Origin of the sequence: Natrinema versiforme JCM 10478 (genome assembly GCF_000337195.1) — an archaeon.
Lineage (GTDB): Archaea > Halobacteriota > Halobacteria > Halobacteriales > Natrialbaceae > Natrinema > Natrinema versiforme.
The window spans coordinates 38,500-58,667 of record NZ_AOID01000005.1; the positions used below are offsets into that span (position 1 = coordinate 38,500).

At 65.6% G+C, this 20,168-nt stretch carries 25 protein-coding genes and 1 tRNA gene; 15 read left to right on the top strand and 11 right to left on the bottom strand.

The genetic code is table 11. From position 1 onward, the window contains the following. Window positions 1-10 precede the first annotated feature (10 nt). On the top strand, window positions 11-358 hold the full coding sequence (locus C489_RS01030; RefSeq protein ID WP_006429230.1) for a hypothetical protein: 348 nt from the start codon (window positions 11-13) through the stop codon (window positions 356-358). A gap of 8 nt (window positions 359-366) precedes the next feature. On the opposite strand, the gene C489_RS01035 is transcribed toward C489_RS01030, so the two are convergent. The 3 genes from C489_RS01035 to C489_RS01045 form a co-directional block, all read right to left on the bottom strand. Further along, a complete protein-coding gene (locus tag C489_RS01035) occupies window positions 367-972 on the bottom strand; it encodes a trimeric intracellular cation channel family protein (protein ID WP_049890500.1) in 606 nt (201 codons plus the stop codon). A 104-nt stretch (window positions 973-1,076) separates the two neighbouring features. Then, complete coding sequence (rnhB, locus tag C489_RS01040; RefSeq protein ID WP_006429233.1) at window positions 1,077-1,748, bottom strand: ribonuclease HII; 672 nt, start codon at window positions 1,746-1,748, stop codon at window positions 1,077-1,079. Between the two features lie 51 nt (window positions 1,749-1,799). Next, a complete protein-coding gene (locus tag C489_RS01045) occupies window positions 1,800-3,179 on the bottom strand; it encodes a tRNA pseudouridine(54/55) synthase Pus10 (protein ID WP_006429235.1) in 1,380 nt (459 codons plus the stop codon). 138 nt (window positions 3,180-3,317) lie between these two features. Between C489_RS01045 and C489_RS01050 the strand changes: the two genes are divergently transcribed. From C489_RS01050 to C489_RS01060, 3 genes are all read left to right on the top strand, one after another. Next, complete coding sequence (locus tag C489_RS01050) at window positions 3,318-4,427, top strand: S1C family serine protease (protein ID WP_006429236.1); 1,110 nt, start codon at window positions 3,318-3,320, stop codon at window positions 4,425-4,427. 302 nt (window positions 4,428-4,729) lie between these two features. Continuing rightward, the gene (locus tag C489_RS01055) at window positions 4,730-4,921 is read left to right on the top strand and encodes a DUF7511 domain-containing protein (protein WP_006429238.1); all 192 of its coding nucleotides are present in this window, start codon (window positions 4,730-4,732) and stop codon (window positions 4,919-4,921) included. A 7-nt stretch (window positions 4,922-4,928) separates the two neighbouring features. Further along, window positions 4,929-5,117, top strand: coding sequence for a hypothetical protein (locus tag C489_RS01060; RefSeq protein WP_006429239.1), 189 nt, complete (start codon window positions 4,929-4,931; stop codon window positions 5,115-5,117). A gap of 62 nt (window positions 5,118-5,179) precedes the next feature. Here the strand turns inward: C489_RS01060 and C489_RS01065 are convergent, their stop codons facing one another. Beyond that, a complete protein-coding gene (locus C489_RS01065; RefSeq protein WP_006429240.1) occupies window positions 5,180-5,365 on the bottom strand; it encodes an HVO_A0556 family zinc finger protein in 186 nt (61 codons plus the stop codon). Window positions 5,366-5,471: 106 nt separating this feature from the next. On the opposite strand from C489_RS01065, the gene C489_RS01070 reads away from it, so the two are divergent. The 5 genes from C489_RS01070 to C489_RS01090 all read left to right on the top strand — a co-directional run bounded on the left by C489_RS01070 (window position 5,472) and on the right by C489_RS01090 (window position 7,832). Then, a complete protein-coding gene (locus C489_RS01070; RefSeq protein ID WP_006429241.1) occupies window positions 5,472-6,029 on the top strand; it encodes a metal-dependent hydrolase in 558 nt (185 codons plus the stop codon). A gap of 69 nt (window positions 6,030-6,098) precedes the next feature. Then, entirely contained in the window at window positions 6,099-6,701 is a 603-nt protein-coding gene (trmY, locus tag C489_RS01075) for a tRNA (pseudouridine(54)-N(1))-methyltransferase TrmY (protein ID WP_006429242.1), read from the top strand. A gap of 102 nt (window positions 6,702-6,803) precedes the next feature. After that, window positions 6,804-6,876, top strand: a tRNA-Pro gene (locus tag C489_RS01080). A 195-nt stretch (window positions 6,877-7,071) separates the two neighbouring features. Then, window positions 7,072-7,299 carry a hypothetical protein gene (locus C489_RS01085; RefSeq protein ID WP_006429243.1) on the top strand — a complete coding sequence of 76 codons (228 nt, stop codon included), beginning with the start codon at window positions 7,072-7,074 and terminating at the stop codon, window positions 7,297-7,299. Between the two features lie 50 nt (window positions 7,300-7,349). After that, window positions 7,350-7,832 (top strand): hypothetical protein, encoded by a 483-nt coding sequence (locus tag C489_RS01090; protein ID WP_152423079.1) that lies wholly within the window; start codon window positions 7,350-7,352, stop codon window positions 7,830-7,832. A 155-nt stretch (window positions 7,833-7,987) separates the two neighbouring features. On the opposite strand, the gene C489_RS01095 is transcribed toward C489_RS01090, so the two are convergent. From C489_RS01095 to C489_RS01110, 4 genes are all read right to left on the bottom strand, one after another. Next, window positions 7,988-8,179: a hypothetical protein gene (locus tag C489_RS01095; protein ID WP_006429245.1), complete on the bottom strand. Its 192-nt coding sequence runs from the start codon at window positions 8,177-8,179 to the stop codon at window positions 7,988-7,990. A 132-nt stretch (window positions 8,180-8,311) separates the two neighbouring features. Continuing rightward, window positions 8,312-10,429, bottom strand: coding sequence for a hypothetical protein (locus C489_RS01100; protein ID WP_006429246.1), 2,118 nt, complete (start codon window positions 10,427-10,429; stop codon window positions 8,312-8,314). 150 nt (window positions 10,430-10,579) lie between these two features. Further along, window positions 10,580-12,160 (bottom strand): acetolactate synthase large subunit, encoded by a 1,581-nt coding sequence (locus tag C489_RS01105; RefSeq protein WP_049890483.1) that lies wholly within the window; start codon window positions 12,158-12,160, stop codon window positions 10,580-10,582. A gap of 164 nt (window positions 12,161-12,324) precedes the next feature. Beyond that, window positions 12,325-12,714 (bottom strand): PPOX class F420-dependent oxidoreductase, encoded by a 390-nt coding sequence (locus C489_RS01110; protein WP_049890501.1) that lies wholly within the window; start codon window positions 12,712-12,714, stop codon window positions 12,325-12,327. Window positions 12,715-12,894: 180 nt separating this feature from the next. On the opposite strand from C489_RS01110, the gene C489_RS01115 reads away from it, so the two are divergent. The 3 genes from C489_RS01115 to C489_RS01125 all read left to right on the top strand — a co-directional run bounded on the left by C489_RS01115 (window position 12,895) and on the right by C489_RS01125 (window position 14,594). After that, window positions 12,895-13,257, top strand: coding sequence for a hypothetical protein (locus C489_RS01115; RefSeq protein WP_006429249.1), 363 nt, complete (start codon window positions 12,895-12,897; stop codon window positions 13,255-13,257). Between the two features lie 73 nt (window positions 13,258-13,330). Next, the gene (locus C489_RS01120) at window positions 13,331-14,059 is read left to right on the top strand and encodes a hypothetical protein (protein ID WP_006429250.1); all 729 of its coding nucleotides are present in this window, start codon (window positions 13,331-13,333) and stop codon (window positions 14,057-14,059) included. 307 nt (window positions 14,060-14,366) lie between these two features. Then, window positions 14,367-14,594 carry a DUF7511 domain-containing protein gene (locus C489_RS01125; protein ID WP_006429251.1) on the top strand — a complete coding sequence of 76 codons (228 nt, stop codon included), beginning with the start codon at window positions 14,367-14,369 and terminating at the stop codon, window positions 14,592-14,594. Between the two features lie 94 nt (window positions 14,595-14,688). Here C489_RS01125 and C489_RS01130 read toward each other — a convergent pair whose 3' ends face one another. Beyond that, complete coding sequence (locus C489_RS01130) at window positions 14,689-14,964, bottom strand: PadR family transcriptional regulator (RefSeq protein ID WP_006429252.1); 276 nt, start codon at window positions 14,962-14,964, stop codon at window positions 14,689-14,691. Between the two features lie 196 nt (window positions 14,965-15,160). Here C489_RS01130 and C489_RS01135 point away from each other — a divergent pair, with 196 nt between their 5' ends. Beyond that, window positions 15,161-15,730 (top strand): NUDIX hydrolase, encoded by a 570-nt coding sequence (locus C489_RS01135; protein WP_006429253.1) that lies wholly within the window; start codon window positions 15,161-15,163, stop codon window positions 15,728-15,730. A 184-nt stretch (window positions 15,731-15,914) separates the two neighbouring features. Here the strand turns inward: C489_RS01135 and C489_RS01140 are convergent, their stop codons facing one another. Together C489_RS01140 and C489_RS01145 are read right to left on the bottom strand one after the other, a co-directional pair. Then, the gene (locus tag C489_RS01140; RefSeq protein ID WP_006429254.1) at window positions 15,915-17,045 is read right to left on the bottom strand and encodes a hypothetical protein; all 1,131 of its coding nucleotides are present in this window, start codon (window positions 17,043-17,045) and stop codon (window positions 15,915-15,917) included. 477 nt (window positions 17,046-17,522) lie between these two features. Continuing rightward, window positions 17,523-17,714 carry an HVO_0649 family zinc finger protein gene (locus C489_RS01145; protein WP_006429255.1) on the bottom strand — a complete coding sequence of 64 codons (192 nt, stop codon included), beginning with the start codon at window positions 17,712-17,714 and terminating at the stop codon, window positions 17,523-17,525. Between the two features lie 106 nt (window positions 17,715-17,820). On the opposite strand from C489_RS01145, the gene C489_RS01150 reads away from it, so the two are divergent. Continuing rightward, window positions 17,821-19,716, top strand: a complete 1,896-nt coding sequence (locus C489_RS01150; RefSeq protein WP_006429256.1) for a bacterio-opsin activator domain-containing protein — start codon at window positions 17,821-17,823, stop codon at window positions 19,714-19,716. 101 nt (window positions 19,717-19,817) lie between these two features. Continuing rightward, complete coding sequence (locus C489_RS01155; RefSeq protein WP_006429257.1) at window positions 19,818-20,003, top strand: DUF1328 family protein; 186 nt, start codon at window positions 19,818-19,820, stop codon at window positions 20,001-20,003. The last annotated feature ends 165 nt before the right edge of the window (window positions 20,004-20,168 follow it).

The following is a 20,168-nucleotide window of genomic DNA, read 5'->3' on the forward strand; positions in this document are numbered from 1 at the left end:
TTGAGACGGTATGAACGCGACTGCCGGGTCGACGGCTCGCTCTCGAGCGATCGTCGCCCTGATCCTCGGGTACTTCGTCGTAGTAGCCTACGCGACGGTGACGAACGATCCGCTGGCGCTCACCGTCGCGGCGTTCGGATTCGGCGGCATCGCGATCGCCGTGGGTGCGGTGTTGTACCAGCAAGCGGCGGATCCGGGTCCGGCGCTGCTCGCGGCCGCGGGCTCGCTCGTCGCCGGCGGCCTGTTGCAGTTCGTCGCCGTCCTCGCCGCGTCGCCGATCGCCGACGGACTCGCCTCGATGCTCGTCTTTCTCGGCGTCGGCTGTTACGTCGTCGCGGTCTGGTCGCGTTCCACGTAGTCCCGTCCTCACGGACTCGTCCGGAGGACCTGTGCTGTCGGGACGGTCCAACCACGGCTCACGGCTGCCATGCGCGTCCCGACCGTTACCGCCGCACAGATCGCCGCGGCGACGCTTCCGGAGCCGCCGAGTCCGACGGCGAGCCAGTAGGTGCTGCCGCCGAGGACCGCGCAACTGGCGTAGAAGTCCTCGAGCAGAATAAACGGCGATCGATCGAGCAAAATGTCCGCGAACGCTCCGCCGCCGACGGCGTTGATCGTCGCGATCGTGACGACGCCAAAGCCCGAGACGCCGGCCTCGGTCGCGACGATTGCCCCGGCCGTGGTGAAGGCGGCGAGTCCGACGGCGTCGGAACACAGCGCGATCGGATGGTCGTCCGCCGTTTCGAAGACGGCGCTTACCCCGATCGCCAGTGCCACGCCGAACAGTCCGAGCGCGATCTCGCTCGACGACTGGAGCGCTAACGGAATCCGGTTGACGAGCAGGTCCCGCGTCGCGCCGCCGGCAAACGCCGTGACGAGCCCGACGACGGCGACGCCGAACAGGTCGAACCCCTCACGGATCGCCTTGCTCGAGCCGACCAGCGCGAACGCGACGAGCCCGATCGCGTTCATGGCGGCGAACGGATCGACGACCAGCGCCGCAGTCAACGCTTCTGTCACTGGTTTCCTCGAGGCCGGCGACCGTCTTGAGCGCTACGCATCGACCCGAACGACCGCTAAAACTGCTCGAGGCCGGTCTGTTCAGCGTCGGCAAGGGCGTCCTCGCAGGTCGACCAGGATGCCCGCGCGAACGGCGGCAGTTCGCGGTGTTCGTCGACGTAGGACGCGAGGAACTCGCGGGTGGTCGAATCGCCCGGGTAGCCGCTGCCGACCGGGCCGTACTCGTCCGCGAAGGCGGCCATGTGGGCGTCTCGTTCGACCTTGGCGATAATGCTCGCCGCGCCGACGAGGAGCGAGTCATCGTCGGCACCGTGGCGCGCGTCGACGGCGAGGCGCTCGAGCGAGCAGGCGTCGGCGACCCGACGGGCGAAGCGGTCGGCGTCGGTATCACAGGCGTCACAGAGCCCCGAAATCGGCTCGGTTGCAGTACCGTCTCGCTCGAGATCGGCGACGGCTCCCTCGATCGCCTCGGCGTGGGCCGCGACCGCGAGCGAGTTCATGTCCGTTTCGGAGTCGTCGATCCGCGTCGGCGGGATCTCGGCGACGCCGACCGCGATCCGATCGTCAGCTCGCAGGGTCGCGGCCAGTTCTTCGCGTCGCTCGGGGCTGAGTCGCTTCGAGTCCCTGATGCCGTCCGGGAGAACCGCCGAGTCCTCGCAGTGGACGGCCGCGGCGAACATCGACCCCAGCGCGGGGCCCTTGCCGGCCTCGTCGACGCCGAATGGCATATCGTGGGGGTTAGGTGCAGAAAGGAAAGTCGTTGCGACTCGTCGCGGTCGTCAGTCGGCCGTCTCCGCGACCTCGTCTTCGGACTCCGCCCGCGGCTCGTCGAGGAAGTACTCCTCCAGTTCGAACGGCTCGCTCTCTCCCTCGACGCCGGTCACGTCCAGCGCGGTCACTTCGGCGTCGGTCTCGAGTAGGCCCGCTAGACTGGGCTCGGTTCGACCGTCGTCGCTGCTGATGAGTTCTTTGACGTAGAGACCGCCCTCGCCGTGGAGTCTGACCTCGGCCTTGGCCGACGACCGGAGGTCGCCGTCGATCCCGTAGACGGTTCGCTCGCGGGTCAGGCCCGCCCGCCGGTGGTCGACCCGCTCGGGGGTGTACTGGTCGACGGTCGTCCCCTCGAGTTCTGCCAGCGCCGCCTCGAAGTCAGCCTCGTCAACCGGGTCGGCGAACTCGACGTCGGCGCGGTAGTGCTTGCTCGCGTCGTGTTCCTTGACCCGCTCGACCATCTCGTAGGTCGCCAGCCGCAGTCCCTCAACCTCGACGGAGCCGTCAGCGGCCGCGTTGATCTCGGCCTCGAGTGCCGCTGGATCGGGGTCTCGTACGCGGGGTCGTTTCACCTCGAGGACGAACGGCCGCCCGCCCTCGAGCATGCGGGCGTCGACATCCTCTCGGCCCGCGCCGTGGAAGGTGCCCTCGTCGCCGTCCATGGCCTCGACGACGTGGGGCCGGACGACCTGTTCGACGCTCGTATCGTACATGTAACCCGAGCCCCCGCAGTAGTCACAGGGCTCCTCGCCGTCGTCGCCCAACTGAATCCCGCTGCCGCCACACTCCCGGCACGGCCACTCCGTCTGGGGAATATCGCGCTCGAGTTTGCGGTAGCGGCCGTAGACGAACGCGGGGTTGATCTGGACATCGACCGCGTGACCCGTGACGTTACCCGACTCGAGGGCCTCGAGCGGGTCGAACCCCTCGAGATCGACGACCGCGAGCACGTCCGGCCGGTCGAAGTCGACCTCGGTCTCGGTCAGCGCGCCGACGCGCCGCCCGACTTCGCGGTTCATCTCGCGTTTCATCGACTCGCCGGCGTCGGGCTCGAGGCCGGCGTCTTCTCGGAGTAGACGCTCGTTCTCCTCGACGAGCGGCGGAACGCGGGTACCGACCTGATAGGTGGCGAACTCGACCCCCTCGAGGGCGTCCACGATCGTTTCGGCGACGGCGTCGAAGGTCCCGCAGTACCCCTCGCAGACCCAGCAGTCTGCGGGCTCGGTGGATTCGAAGTCATCGTCGTCGGCCAGCGCGACCGTCGTCCGCAGCGCCCGGCCGCGTTTGGCGTTGGTCAGCCCGAAGCTTCGCTCGGCGAAGGGCCGTCCGAGACAGGAGTCACAGACGGCTCCGGTCGCCAGCAACGCGCGGGCGTCTTCCGTGATCATGTCTCGAGAGTCGGGGAGCCGCGGGTAACACGTTTTCCCTTCACGAGCGGCGACGATTCGTCGCCGGAGCCGTCCGCCGCTTGAAAGCCCCGGCTGTGAGTCCGGAGGTTCAAATGGGATCGGTCCAATCCTCCGATAATGAACGATTCCCGACTGGATCGGCGCTCGTTTCTCGCCGCCGCGAGCGCCGGCCTCGCCGGTGCCGTCGCGGGTTGTGCCGAGCCCCAGGCCGACAGCTCGATCGAGGGCGACTCCGCGTACACTATCGACAAGGGCGACCTCGCGGCGGGATCGGCCTTTACCGACCTCTATAATGCGATCATCGAATCGGTCACGCAGGTCCGCGTGTTCGGAATCACGAACCCGGACACCGGTGCCGAAGGTCGCGGTCAGGGGTCGGGCTTTCTCTACGACGACCGCCACGTCGTCACCAACGACCACGTCATCAGCAACGGCGAGGCGGCCGACCTCCAGTACATCACCGGCGACTGGACCGACACCAGACTCGTCGGTCGGGACTACTACAGCGATCTGGCCGTTCTCGAGGTCAATCACGTCCCTGAGTCGGCGACGCCACTGTCCCTGACCGACCAACAGCCCGTCGTCGGCCAGCAGGTGGCCGCGATGGGCAACCCCTTCGGGCTCGAGGGATCGATGTCGACGGGGATCGTCAGCGGCGTCGACCGCACCCTCTCCATCGACGAGCGGCCGTTCCCGTTCCCCAACGTCGTCCAGACCGACGCGGCCGTCAACCCCGGCAACAGCGGCGGCCCGCTCGTCGACCTCGACGGGAACGTCGTCGGGGTCGTCAACTCCGGCGGCGGCGACAACATCGCCTTCGCGATCTCGGCGGCGCTGGCCGAGCGCGTCATCCCGTCGCTCATCGAAACCGGGTCGTACGACCACTCCTACGTCGGTATCCAGCAGCGGACCGTCGACCGGATCGTCGCCGAGGCCAACGACCTCGAGACGGCGACCGGGACCCTTGTCGTCAGCGTTGCGGACGGCTCGGCCGCCGACGGCGTCCTCCGGCCGTCTACGCGGACGGTCAGTCGACGCGGCGAGCGGATCCCCGTCGGCGGCGACGTTATCCTCGAGCTAAACGGCGAGCCGATCCCCGATCGCCACGCCCTCTCGACGTATCTGGCGCTCGAGACCAGTCCCGGAGAGACGCTCTCGGTTGGGCTCCGACGGGACGGCCAAGAGATCACCAGAGAGCTCACGCTCGGCAGTCGGCCGTCGGTTTAGGCGGCCGGCCGACTTCAATCGGTCGTGGACTGCAGACAAAAACGTGTGAGTGAGAGACGAGACGGGCTGAACCGTTCGAAACGAGCTCTTTACCCCGGCGAGTACGCTGTCGATCGCGTCTCCGCGTTTCATAGCGGTCTCGTACACGTCAGGACTCGTCGAGTTCTTTTTCGAGCGATTGAATCGTCTGAATCGGGACGGAACCGGACGCTATCGCCCCTCCCCGTCGGATTAGCAACTCGATAACAATAGTATCGGATCCGGGAATATCGATCGGCGCGAGCACCCGTCGCCCGATACCCATGACCGACGCTGACTTTCACGCCCCAGACAGCGAGGAACCGACGACCGCACTCGATCACGTCACGATCGAAAACGACGACGCTCCCGACGAGTGCGCGATCTTCCCCTACGACGCCAGCGAAGACGAACTGATGACCGCGTGGATCTCCGCCTACGACGGTTCGTTCGTCGCCCTCGAGTCGATGCGCTAGCTCGCCGATGCACCTGAGCCGCTCCGTCACCGCTGCCGGCTTCTGGCTCGGCACCGCGTTCCCCGTCGTCTACCTTCCCGTCATCGTCACCGGGATCGACTCGGCGAGCCGACTCTCGCTGTTCGTCGCCCTGCTCGTGGTCCACGCGCTCGCCCTCGTCGTCGGCCACGACTATCCGGGGTCGCGATCACAGTAACGTCGGCTCCTCGTTTTCGGGTCGACGAGGACCGCTCTCTCCGTTACTCGAGACGGCGGAAATCAGTCGAGCGAGGCCGACCACACCTGCACTCGCGGCGTGCCACAGCTGTCACAGACGATCGCTCTGTTGTCCTTGTACGTGTCCCGGACGAGTTCGCCGTCGGGACAGTGCTGACAGGACCGTCCCTCGAGGGTCGTGAGCAACCGCCGTTTGCCGCTCGACTGCGAGGACTCTGATTTGGCCATATAGTCACTGCATACGGGAAACGGGGGAAACGGTTGGCCATGCCTATGCAATGCGACGGTGTCGAGTCGAAGCGCCTATGCCCGCCTCCGGTGTACGCCCGCAGGAATGTGGCCTTGGGGACACCTCGCCGTCGCCTATCTGTTGTACACCGTCGTTACACACCGCCGGTTCGGCCGGCCGCCGCGGACGATCCCCGCGATCGCGCTCGCGGTCGGCTCGCAGACGCCGGACCTGATCGATAAACCCCTCGCGTGGAATTTCGGGATCCTGCCCGGCGGACGAACTCTCGCCCACTCGCTGTTCGTTGTCGCCCTCCTCGTCCCGACCGTCGTCATCGTCGCCGATCGACTCGAGCACCGCGCTATCGGCGTCGCGTTCCTCGTCGGCTACTGCTCGCACCTCCTCGCGGACATCCCCCCGGCCGTCCTCTCGGGTGAGTTCGCACACGCCGCCTACCTGCTCTGGCCGGTCCTCGAGCAGCCGCCCGAAGAGCCCGTCGCCGGCATCATCGACGCCATTCTCCACTACTACGCGCTGGGGCCCTACGAGTGGGTCCAGTTCGGCCTCTTCGCCGTTGCCGTCCTCGTCTGGTACCGCGACGGCACGCCCGGCCTCGAACTCGTGTCCGACCCGCTCGCGCGGCGGTTCGGGGCGCAATCCTGATCGTCCGTCGCGACGGCACCGGGATCGCCGAATCGTGGCGGCTATCCCGTCGGCCCGCCACCCTCCGGTATGCGCCAGTTCGTACTCATCGGTCACGACGTTCCCACGGAGCCGGATTTCTCGCTCGACGACCTCGCGGGCGGGGCCGGTCGTCTCGACGCCCTCTGCCGGTCGATCACCGCCGCCTTCGTCACCTCTCACGGCATCCGCGAGGACGTCCGCGTCCACCTGATCGTCCAGGACGAACTCACGATCACCTTCGACGGGCGCGACCTCCAGCGGCTCAACCCCGACGAGCGAAGCACCGCCGCGCTAGTCCGCACGGCCCTCGAGCACCGCGACGAGGCCATCGGCGCGCTGCCCGCCGAACCAAGCCCCGGCATCGAACTGTACCGGCGCGGCTTCGAGGCCACGCTCGAGGAAATCGCCGACGACGGTCCGATCGTCCAGCTCCACGAGGACGGTGAGGCAGTCGTCGACGTGGGCGCGGCCGCGCTCGCGGACTCGATTTTCGTGCTCTCCGACCATCACGACTTCACCGACGACGAGGCGGCGTTGCTCGAGGACTACGCGGACCAGCGGCTCCGACTCGGCCCCGAACTGCTGCACGCGGATCAGGCGATCACTGTCGCACACCACTTTCTGGACACGGACGGTTACGAGCGGTTTTGAGGTCGAATTTCGGGGGCTTCGGTCGAGATACCGGGGTTCCGTCGGGCGGTTCGACGCCCGATCCGGAAGCGTTAAACGACCGGACGCGTACACTCAGAATGCGGGCCGGTGGGGTAGCTTGGTATCCTTCGGCCTTCGGGTGGCCGTAACCGCGATTCGAATTCGCGCCGGCCCACTTTTCCCCACTTTCATTCCTTCAGCGACGGCCGTCGAGTGGCAGTAACCGCGTTCTCGTGAGCGAGGCGATGTGTGGTTTTGAAACGGTTGACGCTGCTGATCGAGAGTAACCCCGCAGTATCCAACATGAAGGTTACTTTCGATTGGATAGTCGTAGCAGAAGCTATACCGGAGGAGAAGAAAGTTCGGTAATATGATTCGAGAGGACACCCGGGAGATGTACGAGCTTATTGAGGAGCGGAAATGGAACGGAGATTCTGATTGGGTCTCTAAAGAAGCACTACACGATATTCTTGAAGACCGCGGGTGGGGAGAGTATCGCATCATGGATGCGGAGAACCAGATGTTTGAGGAGATGTTAGTGGAAGAAAGCCCTGAGTCAACCCATCTACGTACAATCGGCAGCCTACCTGAAGAATGACTTTGTTGGCCCGAGAGAAGCTTGATGAGGCACAGTATTTCTTGGATCTGATGACAGAGACAAAGGCGAAGCCAGAGTTCCGTTTCAATCTAAGTGCATTCCTCTCCGCCGCTCGGTCAGTTACCATTTATCTCCAGAAGCAGTATACCGGCCAACCAGAGTTCGACGAGTGGTATGAAGAAAAGCAACAGGAGATGCGTGACTCGTCGCTATTTGAGGCAATGAAAGAAGCACGCAACCATACTCTGAAAGAAAGCTATCCAAGAATTCAGGAACTCTATGTTGAGACAACATCGATTGATGAAATAAGTGAGATTTCAATTAGAGCGTCAGGTATTAACTCGGGAGACATCCTCAGAGAGTCTGCACCCCACATAGACATTCCTGGAGATGACGTAGAGATTCAAAAAGTGGGTGTGTTGTCAAACATTCTCGATGAAGAGTATAACCGTAAGCCATTATGTGAAATTTGTAGGGAATATCTTGAAGAGCTTGATATTCTACTTTCAGAGTGGGAAGTTCAATCAGATTAGTCAGAACAGGTGATCAGTGCCGCAGGAAATGTTGGTGGAAAGAGGCTGTGAGATCTGAGGAATGGGTGTCGTAGGCGACAGTATGACGAACCTTGACCCGAGTGCTTGAGTGGAAACGATGACAGAGCGCGAGTGGGTTCGCGCCGTTGTTGAACTTATATGAGGTCACGACCGTCGAAGACCTCGGCCTCGTCGACGACCCGATACGACGGGTCGTCGCACGAACAGGCGTTGTGGGGACTGACCGGTCGAACCGTTCCGTCTCGGCACGCCCACACGGTAAAGAGTTCACCGCAGTTGGCACAGATACCGGCCGCTTTCTCCCTGTCTCCGTCGGATTGTGTCACTGAAATGGATCCACTCGCAGTACACTGTTAACGGCCCCCAAACGGAAAGTACCCGGGGTCACGTGGACCGACTATCGGTCGGCGTCGGTCTCGAGGCGACGCGCTTCTCGCTCTCGAGGCGACAATGCGCCGTTAGAGTTTCTCAGCCTGCTGGGCCTGCTCGGAGCGGCGATTGGCCTGCTCGAGTCGCTTTTCGGTCGCCTTCGAGAGCGAGGACGGAACGTCGCCCCGCGCCTCGGCGAGTCGCTCCTCCGCCCGCTGGAGGCGCTCGAGGACGTTCCGCAGTTGCTTGTCGGTATTCCCATGCTCTTTCGCGCGCGCCCGCTCCGCTGCTCGCCGAGCGGCGTCGACGACGGCCGCGAGGGTGCGCTCGAGTCCGGTGACGGCGTTCGACGAGCCGCGGTCCTCGCGCTCCGTCTCGTCATCGTCGTCAGCATCGCTATCGCCGTCGTCGTCACCGTCGCCGAGCGCCGCGATTTCCGCTCTGGTCTCCTCGGCGACCGCGGCCACGTACTCCGCGAGCGACGCTTTGCCGGTCTCCGGGCGCTCGATGCGGACCGCCGAGTCGGATTCCGGGTCCGGATTGACCCGATAGGCACCGACGGCGTCGTCCCCGTCTCGCACCTCGGTCGTATAGGCCCCGCCGCGGTCGACGTAGACGGCGTCGTTCCCGTCGACCGACGACTCGTAGAGCCGTCCGGCGAAGTCGTCCTCGACGGCCATCCTCGAGAGGTTGCTCTCCCCCGTTTCGTCGCCGACTGCCAGTTTCGTCGCCCGATCGCGGGCGACCAGCGGAATCTCGCCGTCGACGCCCGCCACCGTCGGAGCTCCCTCGTCCGAAACCGCGACACGCTCGCTGTGGGGCGCTCGCCCCGCGCCGTTGACCGTCAGCCGATGGTCCCCGGCCGGGACGTCCTGCGCGACGGCAATCCCCCCGAACGTCGGGACCGCTTCGGGCTGGCTCTCGAGCAGGACGACCGCCTCGAGGTCGATCTCGGTCGTGGTCAGCCCCTCGTCCGCCGGCGCGTCGTCGCTCTCGATCACCTCCGTGACGCGGCTGACGACGGTGTTGATCGGTGCCGCCTCGCCGATCGCGTCATAGCGCTCGGCCAGCGCCGTCCGATGGTTCGGCACGGAGATGTCCGCGGCCGGGTTGTCATAGCGGGGCTGGCTCCACGGGGTCCCCGTCGCCGTGAGATGGCCGGCGACGGCGTCCTCGACCGCCTTCGGCACGGAAAACTCGAAGCTCAGCTGCGGCCCGGTGAACTCCGCGATGTGCTCGAGGTCGCTACTCGGGACGAGGTCGTACTCGATGTCCGCGTCGACGCCGTCCGTCCGCTCGCGGTGGCCGAAGACGAGTCCCGTTTCGCGCGACGGAAGGTCCGTCGGCGGCGATGTCAGTGCGTCGAACGACTGAACGGTTAGCTCGTCGTCGATCAGCGACTCTCGCGTGACGGCGGGCAGTCGTTCGTGCTCGTATATCGGCTCGCCCTCGTATTCCGGGACGAGGTAGGGAAGCCGCGAGCCCTCGTCGCGGGGCAAGCCGTACGCCAATGGCATGTCTGCGAGGTCCTCGATGCCTTCGATGGCCGTGTTCGTGATGTCTGCAAGCAGGTCCTCTGCGGCGACGCGCTGAAAGCGATCGGCGGCCTCGTTGACCGAGAGGGCACTCGAGTGCGAGCCCAGTTCCGAGAGGATGCGGGGGATCATCTCGGGGTCCGGATCCAGAAACTCGTTGTTGGGAACCGTCCGCGAGTGCGAGCTGGCGACGTACAACTGGGGTTCGTCGGTCTCCGTGTCGACGAAGACGTGCAGCACTTCCCAGTCGTGCCAGTGGAAGTTCGTCGTGAACTGATCGAACGCCGAGTAACACCAGAACTGGACGGCGGCGAGCGGCGATTCCTCGTACTCGACGGCGTGATAGAAGACCGTCGGATTCGGCGGGTCCCCCTTGCCGTCCCGTTCGTGGTAGCCGTTGACGGCGTCGAAGCCGGTGACGACCGTCTCGCCGTCCCGATCGCTGGTGTACGGCCGCGGATCCGTCGGAAACCACGGTTCGCGGCTATCGAAGTACAGCGTCGGCGCGAACCGCGTCGCCAGCGCTCGAGCCGTCTCGTCGTCGAGCTGACTCGTCTGACCGTCGGCCTCCCGTTCGAACGCCGAACAGCCGGCGAGGGCAGCGCCGCCGACGCCAGCGAGCGCGCCGAGGACCGTTCGTCGGTCCACGTCGGTCGCCGTCTCGTCGGTCACGGGGGATCACGATCCGTCGCCGAATCGACGCCTGTCACCCGCGCGACCGCTCCTGTCACGGACATACCTCCCCATGAGCGTATCCGCTCAAGAATCCTTCCGTCCGTAGCCGCACCGCTTCGTCCCATCCTCGCCCGGCCGCGGGCCGCCTCACTCGAGGGGAATTTCGATCAGTGCCAACTCATTCGACGGGACGGCTTCCGCAAATGCCGCCTCGATTTCGTCCCATCCCTCGGGCCGATAGGCCTTGATCCCGAAGCTCTCGGCGAACGTCACGAGGTCGGGGTTCGATAGCTCCGTACCGGTGTGTTCACCGCGGTGTTCGTCCTGTTTCTCCGAGATCAGACCGTAGTCATCGTCGTTGAAGACGACGGTCGTGAACCCGCAGTCGAGCCGACTCGCGGTCTCGAGTTCGGCCGCGTTCATCATGAACCCGCCGTCGCCGGTGCCCGCGACGACGTTCGCGTCGACGGCCAGATCCGCCGCGAGCGCGCCCGGCACCGCGATGCCCATGCTCGCCAGCCCGTTCGAGATAACGCAGGTGTTGGGCTCGTAGGTCGGAAACGCCTGGGCGATGGCCATCTTGTGGCTGCCCACGTCCGAGACGAGCACGTCCGAATCGGCCATCGCCTCGCGGAGCAGGGGCAGGGCGTTTCGCACCGTGATCGGGTCGTCCGCGGCCGGTGGCTCCGTCGCGGCCTCGAGCAGCTGATCGTGCAGATCGCCACACCACAGCGAACACGCCTCGTCGGCCAGGCGCTCGTCGATGGCCTCGAGGGCCGCACCCACGTCGGCGACGATCTCCACGTCGGGATTGTAGTGGCGGTAGACCTCCGCGGGCTCGTAATCGACGTGGACGATCGTCTTCTCGAGGTCGGGATTCCAGCCGGCCGGGTCGTGCTCGGCGATGTCGTAGCCGACCGCGACGACGCAGTCCGCTCGCTCGATCGCCCGCGCGGCCTCGTCGGCGGGCCCCGAATCGAGGGTCATCAGCGAGGCCGGTTCGCGGTCGGAGATCGCGCCCTTGCCCATGTACGTCTCGACGATCGGGATCCCGACGCGGTCGACGATGGCGCGGATGTGCTCCGATGCGCGGGTCCGGACCGCGCCGTTGCCCGCCAGCAGGATCGGCCGCTCGGCTTCGGCGAGCAGCCGCGCCGCGCGCTCGGCCGATTCGTCGTCCGGGTCCGGCCGCCGAACCGGATCACGGGTCGAGATCGGCTCGCCGTCGATCTCCGCCGCGGCGACGTCCTCGGGGAACTCGAGGTGGGTCGCGCCCGGCTTCTCGTACTCGGCCAGTTTGAACGCCTTGCGCACCGATTCGGGGACGATCTCGGGCTCGGCGATCTGGGAGTTCCACGCGACGATCGGCTCGAAGATGTCGACCACGTCCAGCGCCTGATGGCTCTCCTTGTGCAGTCGCTCGCGGCCGCCCTGTCCGGTGATCGCGACGACCGGGCTCTTGTCGAGTTGGGCGTCGGCGACGCCGGTCATCAGGTTCGTCGCGCCCGGGCCGAGCGTCGAGCAACAGACGCCCGCCTCGCCGGTCAGGCGGCCGTGTACGTCGGCCATGAACGCCGCGCCCTGTTCGTGGCGCGTCGGGACGAACCGGATCGAGGAGTCCCGCAACGAGAACAGCAGGTCTTCGATCTCCTCGCCCGGAACCCCGAAGACGCGGTCGACGCCTTCGGACTCGAGACAGGTGACGAGCAGGTCGGCTGCCGTTTGCATGGTCCTCCCGTCCACGTCGCCGTCCATTAATTGCCCACCATCTCAACAATATGACTAGTCCACTAATTCCGTATCTCGATTATTGATTCATCACTGCTGAACGCCGCCGTCCCTAGCCGGAACGGCCCGAGTCGGGCGGAGACTACCGGCCGCCCAGGATCCGGTTACAGGACCTGATCCGCTCGAATTCGTAGAATTACGCGCTCGGTTTCGATCGTCGGCTGGTACTCGTCGACATCCTGATACCGCCGGGCGAGTTCGTCGATGTGTTCGCGAGCGCCCTCGGTGGTGAGTTCCTCGACTTCGCCGATCACCGAGAGGAACCGGTAGGGGTCGTCGGGGTCGGTCATGCTGACGCCGACGCTGGGATCGCTCCGGACGTTGCGTTCCTTCTGACGGCCGCGTTCGGTGTTGACCAGGAGGCGGTCGTCGGCTTCGTCATAGTCGATCCACACCGGCGTGACGTGCGGGAGCCCGTCTTCGGTGAGCGTCGCGACGTGTGCGAACGTCTCCTTCTCGAACAGGTCGTGGAAGTCGTCGGGTATCGAGGCCATGTCCATCGCGTCGTTCGCCGGCCCCGTTCTTGGGTGTGATGCCTACAGCCGCTGTGGCCGACCGATCTCGAGGCGTCCGGACCCGATCGCCCGCAGACGAGCGGATTCGGGACTGTGAGCGCCAGAGACCACGCAAGTGTCGGCTGACGGCTTATGCACCTCGATGGCGACTCCCTCCGTATGAGTGATCGACAGCCGTCGACCCGTCGACGAGTGCTGACACTGACAGGCGCAGCGGCCTCGACCGCACTCGTCGCCGGCTGTGGCGGCCCGGGCGGCGGAAACGAGACCGAGGGGGACAACGAGACCGAAGCCGAGGAGGGAACGGGTAACGGACAAGACATAGAGGACGAGCCGGCTGGGGAGAACGAAACGGACGAGACCGGGTTGACCGAGTCCAACGAAACCGAGATGAACGAAACCAACGAAACCGGGATGAACGAGTCTAACGAGACCGGGATGAACGAAACCAACGAGACTGCAATGAACGAGTCTAACGAGACCGGGATGAACGAAAGTAACGCAAGCAACGAGAGCGAATAGCGTCCGCGCTTGTCCCCGGCCTACCGAGCCGCGAGGCGTAACCGTTACCGGCTCCCGACACCTGTCTCGAGTAATGACCGAGGGACTCGAGACCGATGTCGAAGGGACGGACGAGATCGCCGAGCGGCGCAACGAGCTGGCGGCTCGCGTTCGGACCCATGCCGGCGAGATCGCGCGGGAACTCGCCGTCTTGCAGGGCGGCGACTACGGCCAGGAGACGTTCAACACCGACGGCGGAAGTTGGACGCTCAAGTACGAGGCCGGCGACGTGCAGTACCTGCGCTTCGATCCGCAATCGGGTTCGGAAATCTACGTCGTCTCGAGCAAGCAGCCGCCCGAACCGGAGCCCCTCGAGCGGGCGATGGCCGACTACGGGGCGTTCGTCGAGGCCTACAACGAGTACGTCCGCTCGTTCGAGGGCCTGTTCGCGGACGTCTCCGGCGAGTTCCCCGAGGTCGAGTCCACGGCGGAACTCGTCGCCGAACGGGACCGAATCGTCGACCGAATCCGTGACGTGTGCAACGCGATGGCGAGCCAACTCCACCGGTACGACGGCGACTACGGCAGCTACGCGGCGACGGTTTCGGGCACCCGCTGGGTGCTGAAGTGGGAGGGCGACGTCGCCTCCTATCTGCGGGTCGGCGGCTCCGACGGCGTCTATCTGCTCTCTCAATACGGCCCGGCGGCGGCCCCCGAAGTCCGCCGGCTGGCCGACGACGTTCCGGCCTTCGTCGACGCGTTCAACGACCACGTCGAAGACCTCGAGGCGGACCTCGAGACGATCCGGTTCGACGACGTCTAACGGGGAGCCGAGCGGGGAGAGAAGCGGTGACCGGTGGGAGTCCGCGGCAGGTGTTTTCGCTTTCGAGGCGGCCGTATGCGGACATTTCCGTTGTTCGGCGCTCCGTACCGCGAAGAGGGGGAGGGGAGGGGGCGGGCTCGAGGTCGGTCGCGGCCCATCACGCGGTCGATCGCCGCGGGTGCGGGCCGGTTCTCGCGACGACTGTGGAGCGATATACAGCGGTCCTGACCGCTCTATACCCGAACTAGTAGCCGTTTTGTACCGTCTGTCCCTACCGGACGGTGGCGAGGACTTCGCCTGACCGATCATGGATGGCTCTACTGACGGGGACGGGGGCATCGCCCACGAGTACACGGCCGAGACCGACGAGATCGATCCCGCGGGATCGGTTCTGTTCGACGCCATCGTCGTCCGCTACCAGTCCGGCAGCGACCGCTGTACGCTCGTTCCCTGTAACGGGACCACCGAGGAGAAACTAAACGCGTGGCTGACCGCCGATATGGAGACGGTCGTCGACCTCGACGACGCTCGGTGATCGCGCCCGCCTGCCCGCCCGCGACGATACACGAACCCTGCGCGAAGCGAGCGCTCTTCGGCGGCTGTCCTCGAGAGAGAACACGGCCAGAAGTTCAGACGTCGACGTACTGGTCGACCCACTCCTGGCGGCGCTGCAGCGCGCGTCGGCCCTTCGGCGTCAGCGCGTAGTAGTTCGTCCGTCGGTCGAGCTCTCCTTTCTCGACGAGCTCTTTCTCGACGAGCGTGTCGAGATTCGGATACAGACGGCCGTGCGTGACCGGCTGCTCGATGTAGTTATTGATGTCGTCGAGAATCTCCTGCCCCGACGGCCGGTCTTTCCCTGCGATCACGTACAATAGGTCTCGCTGGAAGCCAGTTAGCTGGTCCATGGATCACCCTCTGAATGACGACGTTCACGGTGTTGTGGCTTTGTTATAGAGCTGGTACGTCGCCGCCAAGACCGAGAACGCACCGCGTAGGACCACTACCCGGCAACGCGCTCGAGCGAACGCAGGGGCTTCTCACCGAGACTGACAGTCGTCGCGTGACGCGGTATTTTTGAGCCACACCGCCGTACCGGCCGCTATGCCAACCGATCCACTCGCTTGGGAGACGCGCGAGCGCCGGGTAGCCTACTCCTGTCCGGGTTTCGATGTCGTTAACGAGTCCGTTCGACTGCCCGACGGGACCGAAACCGACTTCGACTACCTCTCGGAACCGGAAAGCGTCTGCATCCTGCCGTTTACGCCCGACGGCGACGTCGTCTGTATCGACGAGTGGCGACAGGCCGTCTCACGGATCAGCCACGGCCTCCCCGTCGGCGGCGTCGAGCCCGCGGACGACGACCTCGAGGCGGCGGCCCGACGGGAACTCGCCGAGGAGACCGGCCACGAGGCCGAGCACTTCGAGCCGCTGACGACCGTCGAGCCGGCCAACGGAATCGCGGACGCTGTCTTGCACTTCTTCGTCGCTCGCGGCTGCCGGCCGACCGCCGAACAGCGACTCGATCACAACGAGAGCATTCGCGTGGAAGAGCGCTCGCTCGCGGCCCTGACCGACGCGGTGGCCGACGGCGAGATCCGCGACGGGCGGACAGTGCTCGCCCTCTCGTACTACCGGCTGTTCGACGAGGGGGACGACTCGGACGAAGCGTAAGGTCGACTCCCTCCCGAATCGCGACGCGATCCGCGTGCCAGTTCCCGGTTCCCGGCACCGATACCGAGCGCTGACGGGGACTCGGGCGGCGTGGAAAAACGGACCCGATGTTCGACGGTCATGTCGAACATCGGGTGTCTCGCGGGTCGTCTCGGTTCGATTAACCGAGTGCGCTACTCGACGGTCAGCCGCCGCTCTCGTTACCGGTTTCGTTCCCGGTCTCGTTCATGCTCTCGTTTGTCGACTCGTTGCCCTGCTGTCCGAGCGTCTCGGTGAGTCCCTCGGCTTCGCCGAGCGTAACGGTATCCGCGTTGCCGTTTTCGACGGTCATCGTGCCGCCGGAGAGCGACGAGATCGTCTCGCCGTCAGCGGCAGTTTCGTTCATCGCACCGTCCATGGCGGTCTCGTTGCCGCCGTCGGTTGCGTTCTCGTCGGTCGCGTTGCTGTCTTCAGTTTCGTTTGTGGCGGTCTCGTTGCTAGCCGTCGCGTTCGCTTGGCTCTCGAGGGTCCCGACGGTCATCGATTCGAACGTGATCTCGTCGAGGGTGAACTCCTCGACGGTGAGGTTCTCGATCTCTTCGGAGCTGGCGTTGTCGGAGTCGCTCTCGTTCACGTCGCCTCCGTCGCCGCCGTCACTGCCGTCGCCGTCACCACCGAACAGTCCGCCGATGAAATCGGAGATCCCCGAGAGGATACCCCCTTCGTCTTCGTCGACGGTGAGGTCCTCGATCGTCAACTGATCGGTGTTCATGGACTCGATCGTCATGTTCTGAATCGTCGCGTTGTCGGCGTCACCGAGGAGCTGGTCGACGCTGCTCGACGATTCGTTGCCGGTTTCGTTCCCGGTCTCGTTGGCGCTCTCGCTCTCGTTGGCTCCCTGCATGCCGCCCGTCTCGAGGTCGTCGATCGAGACGTTCTCGAGGACGAGCGACTCGAGGCCGACGTTCGAAATCGTGACCTCGGTGTCAGCGGATGCGTTGTCCATGGATTCGTTCGCAGTGGACTCGTTATCGGCGGATTCGTTGTCTCCTGACTCGTTGTCACCCGTCTGGTTCAGTTCGCCCTCGAGTTCCCCGCTGTCCTGAATATCCAACTGTCCAGCGGTGAGTTCCTCGATCGTGACGTTCTGGATCGTAACGTTTTCGAGTTCAAGCGTCTGGACCTGTACGTTCTCGAGCGTGGCGCTCGCGTCGCTCATGTCTCCGGCGTCGTCGGTCGCGGCCGTGGTCGCTCCGCCGACGAGGGCGGGACCCCCCGAAAGCGCGACCAGCACCGCGACGAAGGCGACGCCAATTGTTCGCGGTCGTGAAACCATACGCGCCGCAGTACGGCCGTTCCGCGGCTAAAACGGGGAGACTGTTACGGAATTATTGCGGAGAAAACCGCCGTTGTGGACGCGAGGAAAACCGTTCGCGGCCGATCCGCCATCGAGACGCCGCGCCGCGATCGGTGCGTGACCGCCGCGACCGCACGCGGCGAGCCCACCGGTATCGCGGCGTACGACCCGGTGTCGCGATCATTTGCGTCTCGCGGCGAACCGACCCGCTCGTCTCAGCGGCCCGTTACCGCTCTCGAGCGGCGAAAAGCATCTATTTCCGCGCCGAAAGAGAACGCGAGGGCTCGAGGCACGGATTCTCGGTCGGGTGGCAGTCGAGCCGAACCCGCCGGTGCGTCGTGACCTCTCGATCGGAGATAGCCGAAGAAGAGAGACGACGACTCTCGGTGCCGAACGCGTCGGCTCGTCGGTCGCCGACCTGCGACGCGGTCGCTCGAGGCCGCCGCGGCGTGCGCATTATCCGAGTCGGAGCTCCCGCGTCTCGACGGCGTCGCAGGTCGGACAGACGAACTGATAGCGGACCCGTTCGCCCGTCGTGGTCACGCGCCAACTGCCGTCGGTGTCGACGTAGCCACACGCCGGACACCGCAGTTCCGACTCGTCGAACTTCTCCCGCAGTTGCTCGAACGGCGATCGATGTACTGACATGTGTATTCATATGATGTGGTAACATATAACATTCTAGCCTGCCGAGCCGGGGACGACCGGTCTGCCGATCACAACGGTTCTTAGGGAGCCGTCCGTAGGGCAGACTATGGACGATGTCGACACGGAGCGCGGCGACAACGCCGTCGACGACCCCGCGGCGGCCGTCCGCGCACTCGAGTACGTCGTCGATCCGGTCGTGGCGGTCGTCGAGGGGACGATCACGTACGCGAACGAGGCCGCCCGCGACGCGTTCGAACTCGGCGATGCCGACCGCGACGCGGCGACGGCACTCGGCGCGCGCTGGGATCGGCTCGCGGCGGCGATCGACGAAACGACGGTCGGCACCGCCCGGCGCGTCGACTTCGACAGCGATCAAGGGAGCGTGCGCCTCCACCGCGGTGCCAACGGCGCGACGATCACCTTCGACCGCGACGGCTCCGAGAGCCACGCCGACGACGCGACCGGCTCGCCGTCGGGCCCGAGCGACCGGCTGGTCAAAGACCGCGCGATCGAGGAAGCGCCCGTCGGGATCACCATCTCCGATCCCGACCGCGAGGACAACCCGCTGGTGTACGTCAACGAAGCCTACGAGGAGATCACGGGCTACCAGTACGACGACGTCGTCGGTCGGAACTGTCGGTTCTTACAGGGTCCGGACTCCGACGAGGACGCAATCGCCGAGATGGCGGCGGCGATCGACGAGGACAGGCCGATCACCGTCGAACTCACGAACTACCGCAAGGACGGCACCGAGTTCTGGAACGAGGTGACGATCGCCCCCATTCGGGACGACGAGGGCCGCGTGACCAACTACGTCGGCTTCCAGAACGACGTGACCTCGCGCAAGGAGGCCGAACTCGCGCTCGAGCGACGGACCGAGGAACTCGAGTACATCCTCGATCGCGTCGAGGGGCTGATCCAGGACGTCACCGCCGTCGTCGCCGGCTCGACCGACCGCGCCGCCCTCGAGCGCGAGGTCTGTGAACGGATCGCCGCGGAGGACGCCTACGACGGCGCGTGGATCGGCGAGCGCAACCCCGCGACCGACACGATCGAAATCCGCTCGAGCGTCGGTGACGGCCCGGAGCGCGACCGACTCGAGGCCGGCATCGACCACCCCGCCGCCGAGACGGTCGCGACCGACGAGCCCGCCGTCGACACCGTCGACGGAACGACCCGCGTCGCGTTGCCGCTCTCGTACAACGGTATCGAGTACGGCGTCTTGACGGTTCGGGCAGATCGGGACCACGCCGCCGACGACCGCGAAACCGTGATCCTCTCCGCGCTCGCCCGCGCGGTCGCAAGCGGCATCAACGCCCGCGAAACGAGCCGCGTGCTCGCGACCGACGCCGTCGTCGCCGTCGAACTCGAACTGACCGACCGCGACCTCGCACCCGTGGCGCTCTCCGCCGCGGCGGACTGCCGACTCGAGTACCGGCGCTCGGTCCATCGATCCGACGACGAGACGGCGTCGCTGTTTACCGTCGACGGCGCGAGCGCGGACGAGATCGCCGCCGCTGCCGCCGACCTGCCCGACGTTGACTGCCGGATCATCGTCGAGCGCGACGAGGGCTGTCTCGTCGAACTGACGAGCGCGACCGACCTCGTCGGCTGGCTTTCCGGACGCGGTGCCCGCACGCGAACGATCGAGAGCGAGAGCGGTCGCGCCCGCGTCACCGTCGAGATTCCCCGCTCGGCGAGCGTCCGGTCGGTCGTCGAGGCCGTCGAGGACCGCTACGAGGGAACCGACGTCATCTCCTTCCAACAGCGCGAGCGAGAGGACCAAACCCGCCAGGAGTTCGCCGCCCGGCTCGAGGAATCGCTGACCGACCGGCAGTTCGGCGCGCTCCAGCGGGCCTACCTCGGCGGCTACTTCGAGTGGCCCCGACCGACGACCGGCGAGGAACTCGCCCAGTCGATGGGCGTCTCGCGGCCGACCTTCCACGAGCACCTGCGGACGGCCGAGGCGAAACTGTGTCAGGCCTTCTTCGGCGACGCGTAGCCGCCGTTTTCGGTGACACTCACGGGGCGAGACCTGTAGCCGCGGCTTAGCCGCGCGGACGGTCGCCGAGATTTATGTGGGTCGTCGTGGGACCCGTTCCTATGCTTCCGTTCGCAGCTCCGCTTCAGACCGGCGGTGGGTTCCTGTACTGGGCGATCATTTTCTTCGTCCTCGCGATCGTCGCCGCCGCCGTCGGCGCTCGCGGCGTCGCCGGTATCTCGATGGAGATCGCACGGATCTTCGTGTTGATCTTCATCATTCTCGCGGTGGTCGCACTGCTGTTGTAGCCGGAGACCTCCCCGCCGGCGTCGCGCCGTCGAGTCGAACCTTCCGAATCGCGTTCAGCGGTCCGTTCGCCTCGAGTTCCCACGCCATCGTCGAACAGTGTGGTCGCTGACGGTTACGTTTCCGCAGTTCTTGCCACCGGCTCCGATTGTTCGTCTCGAGTCACC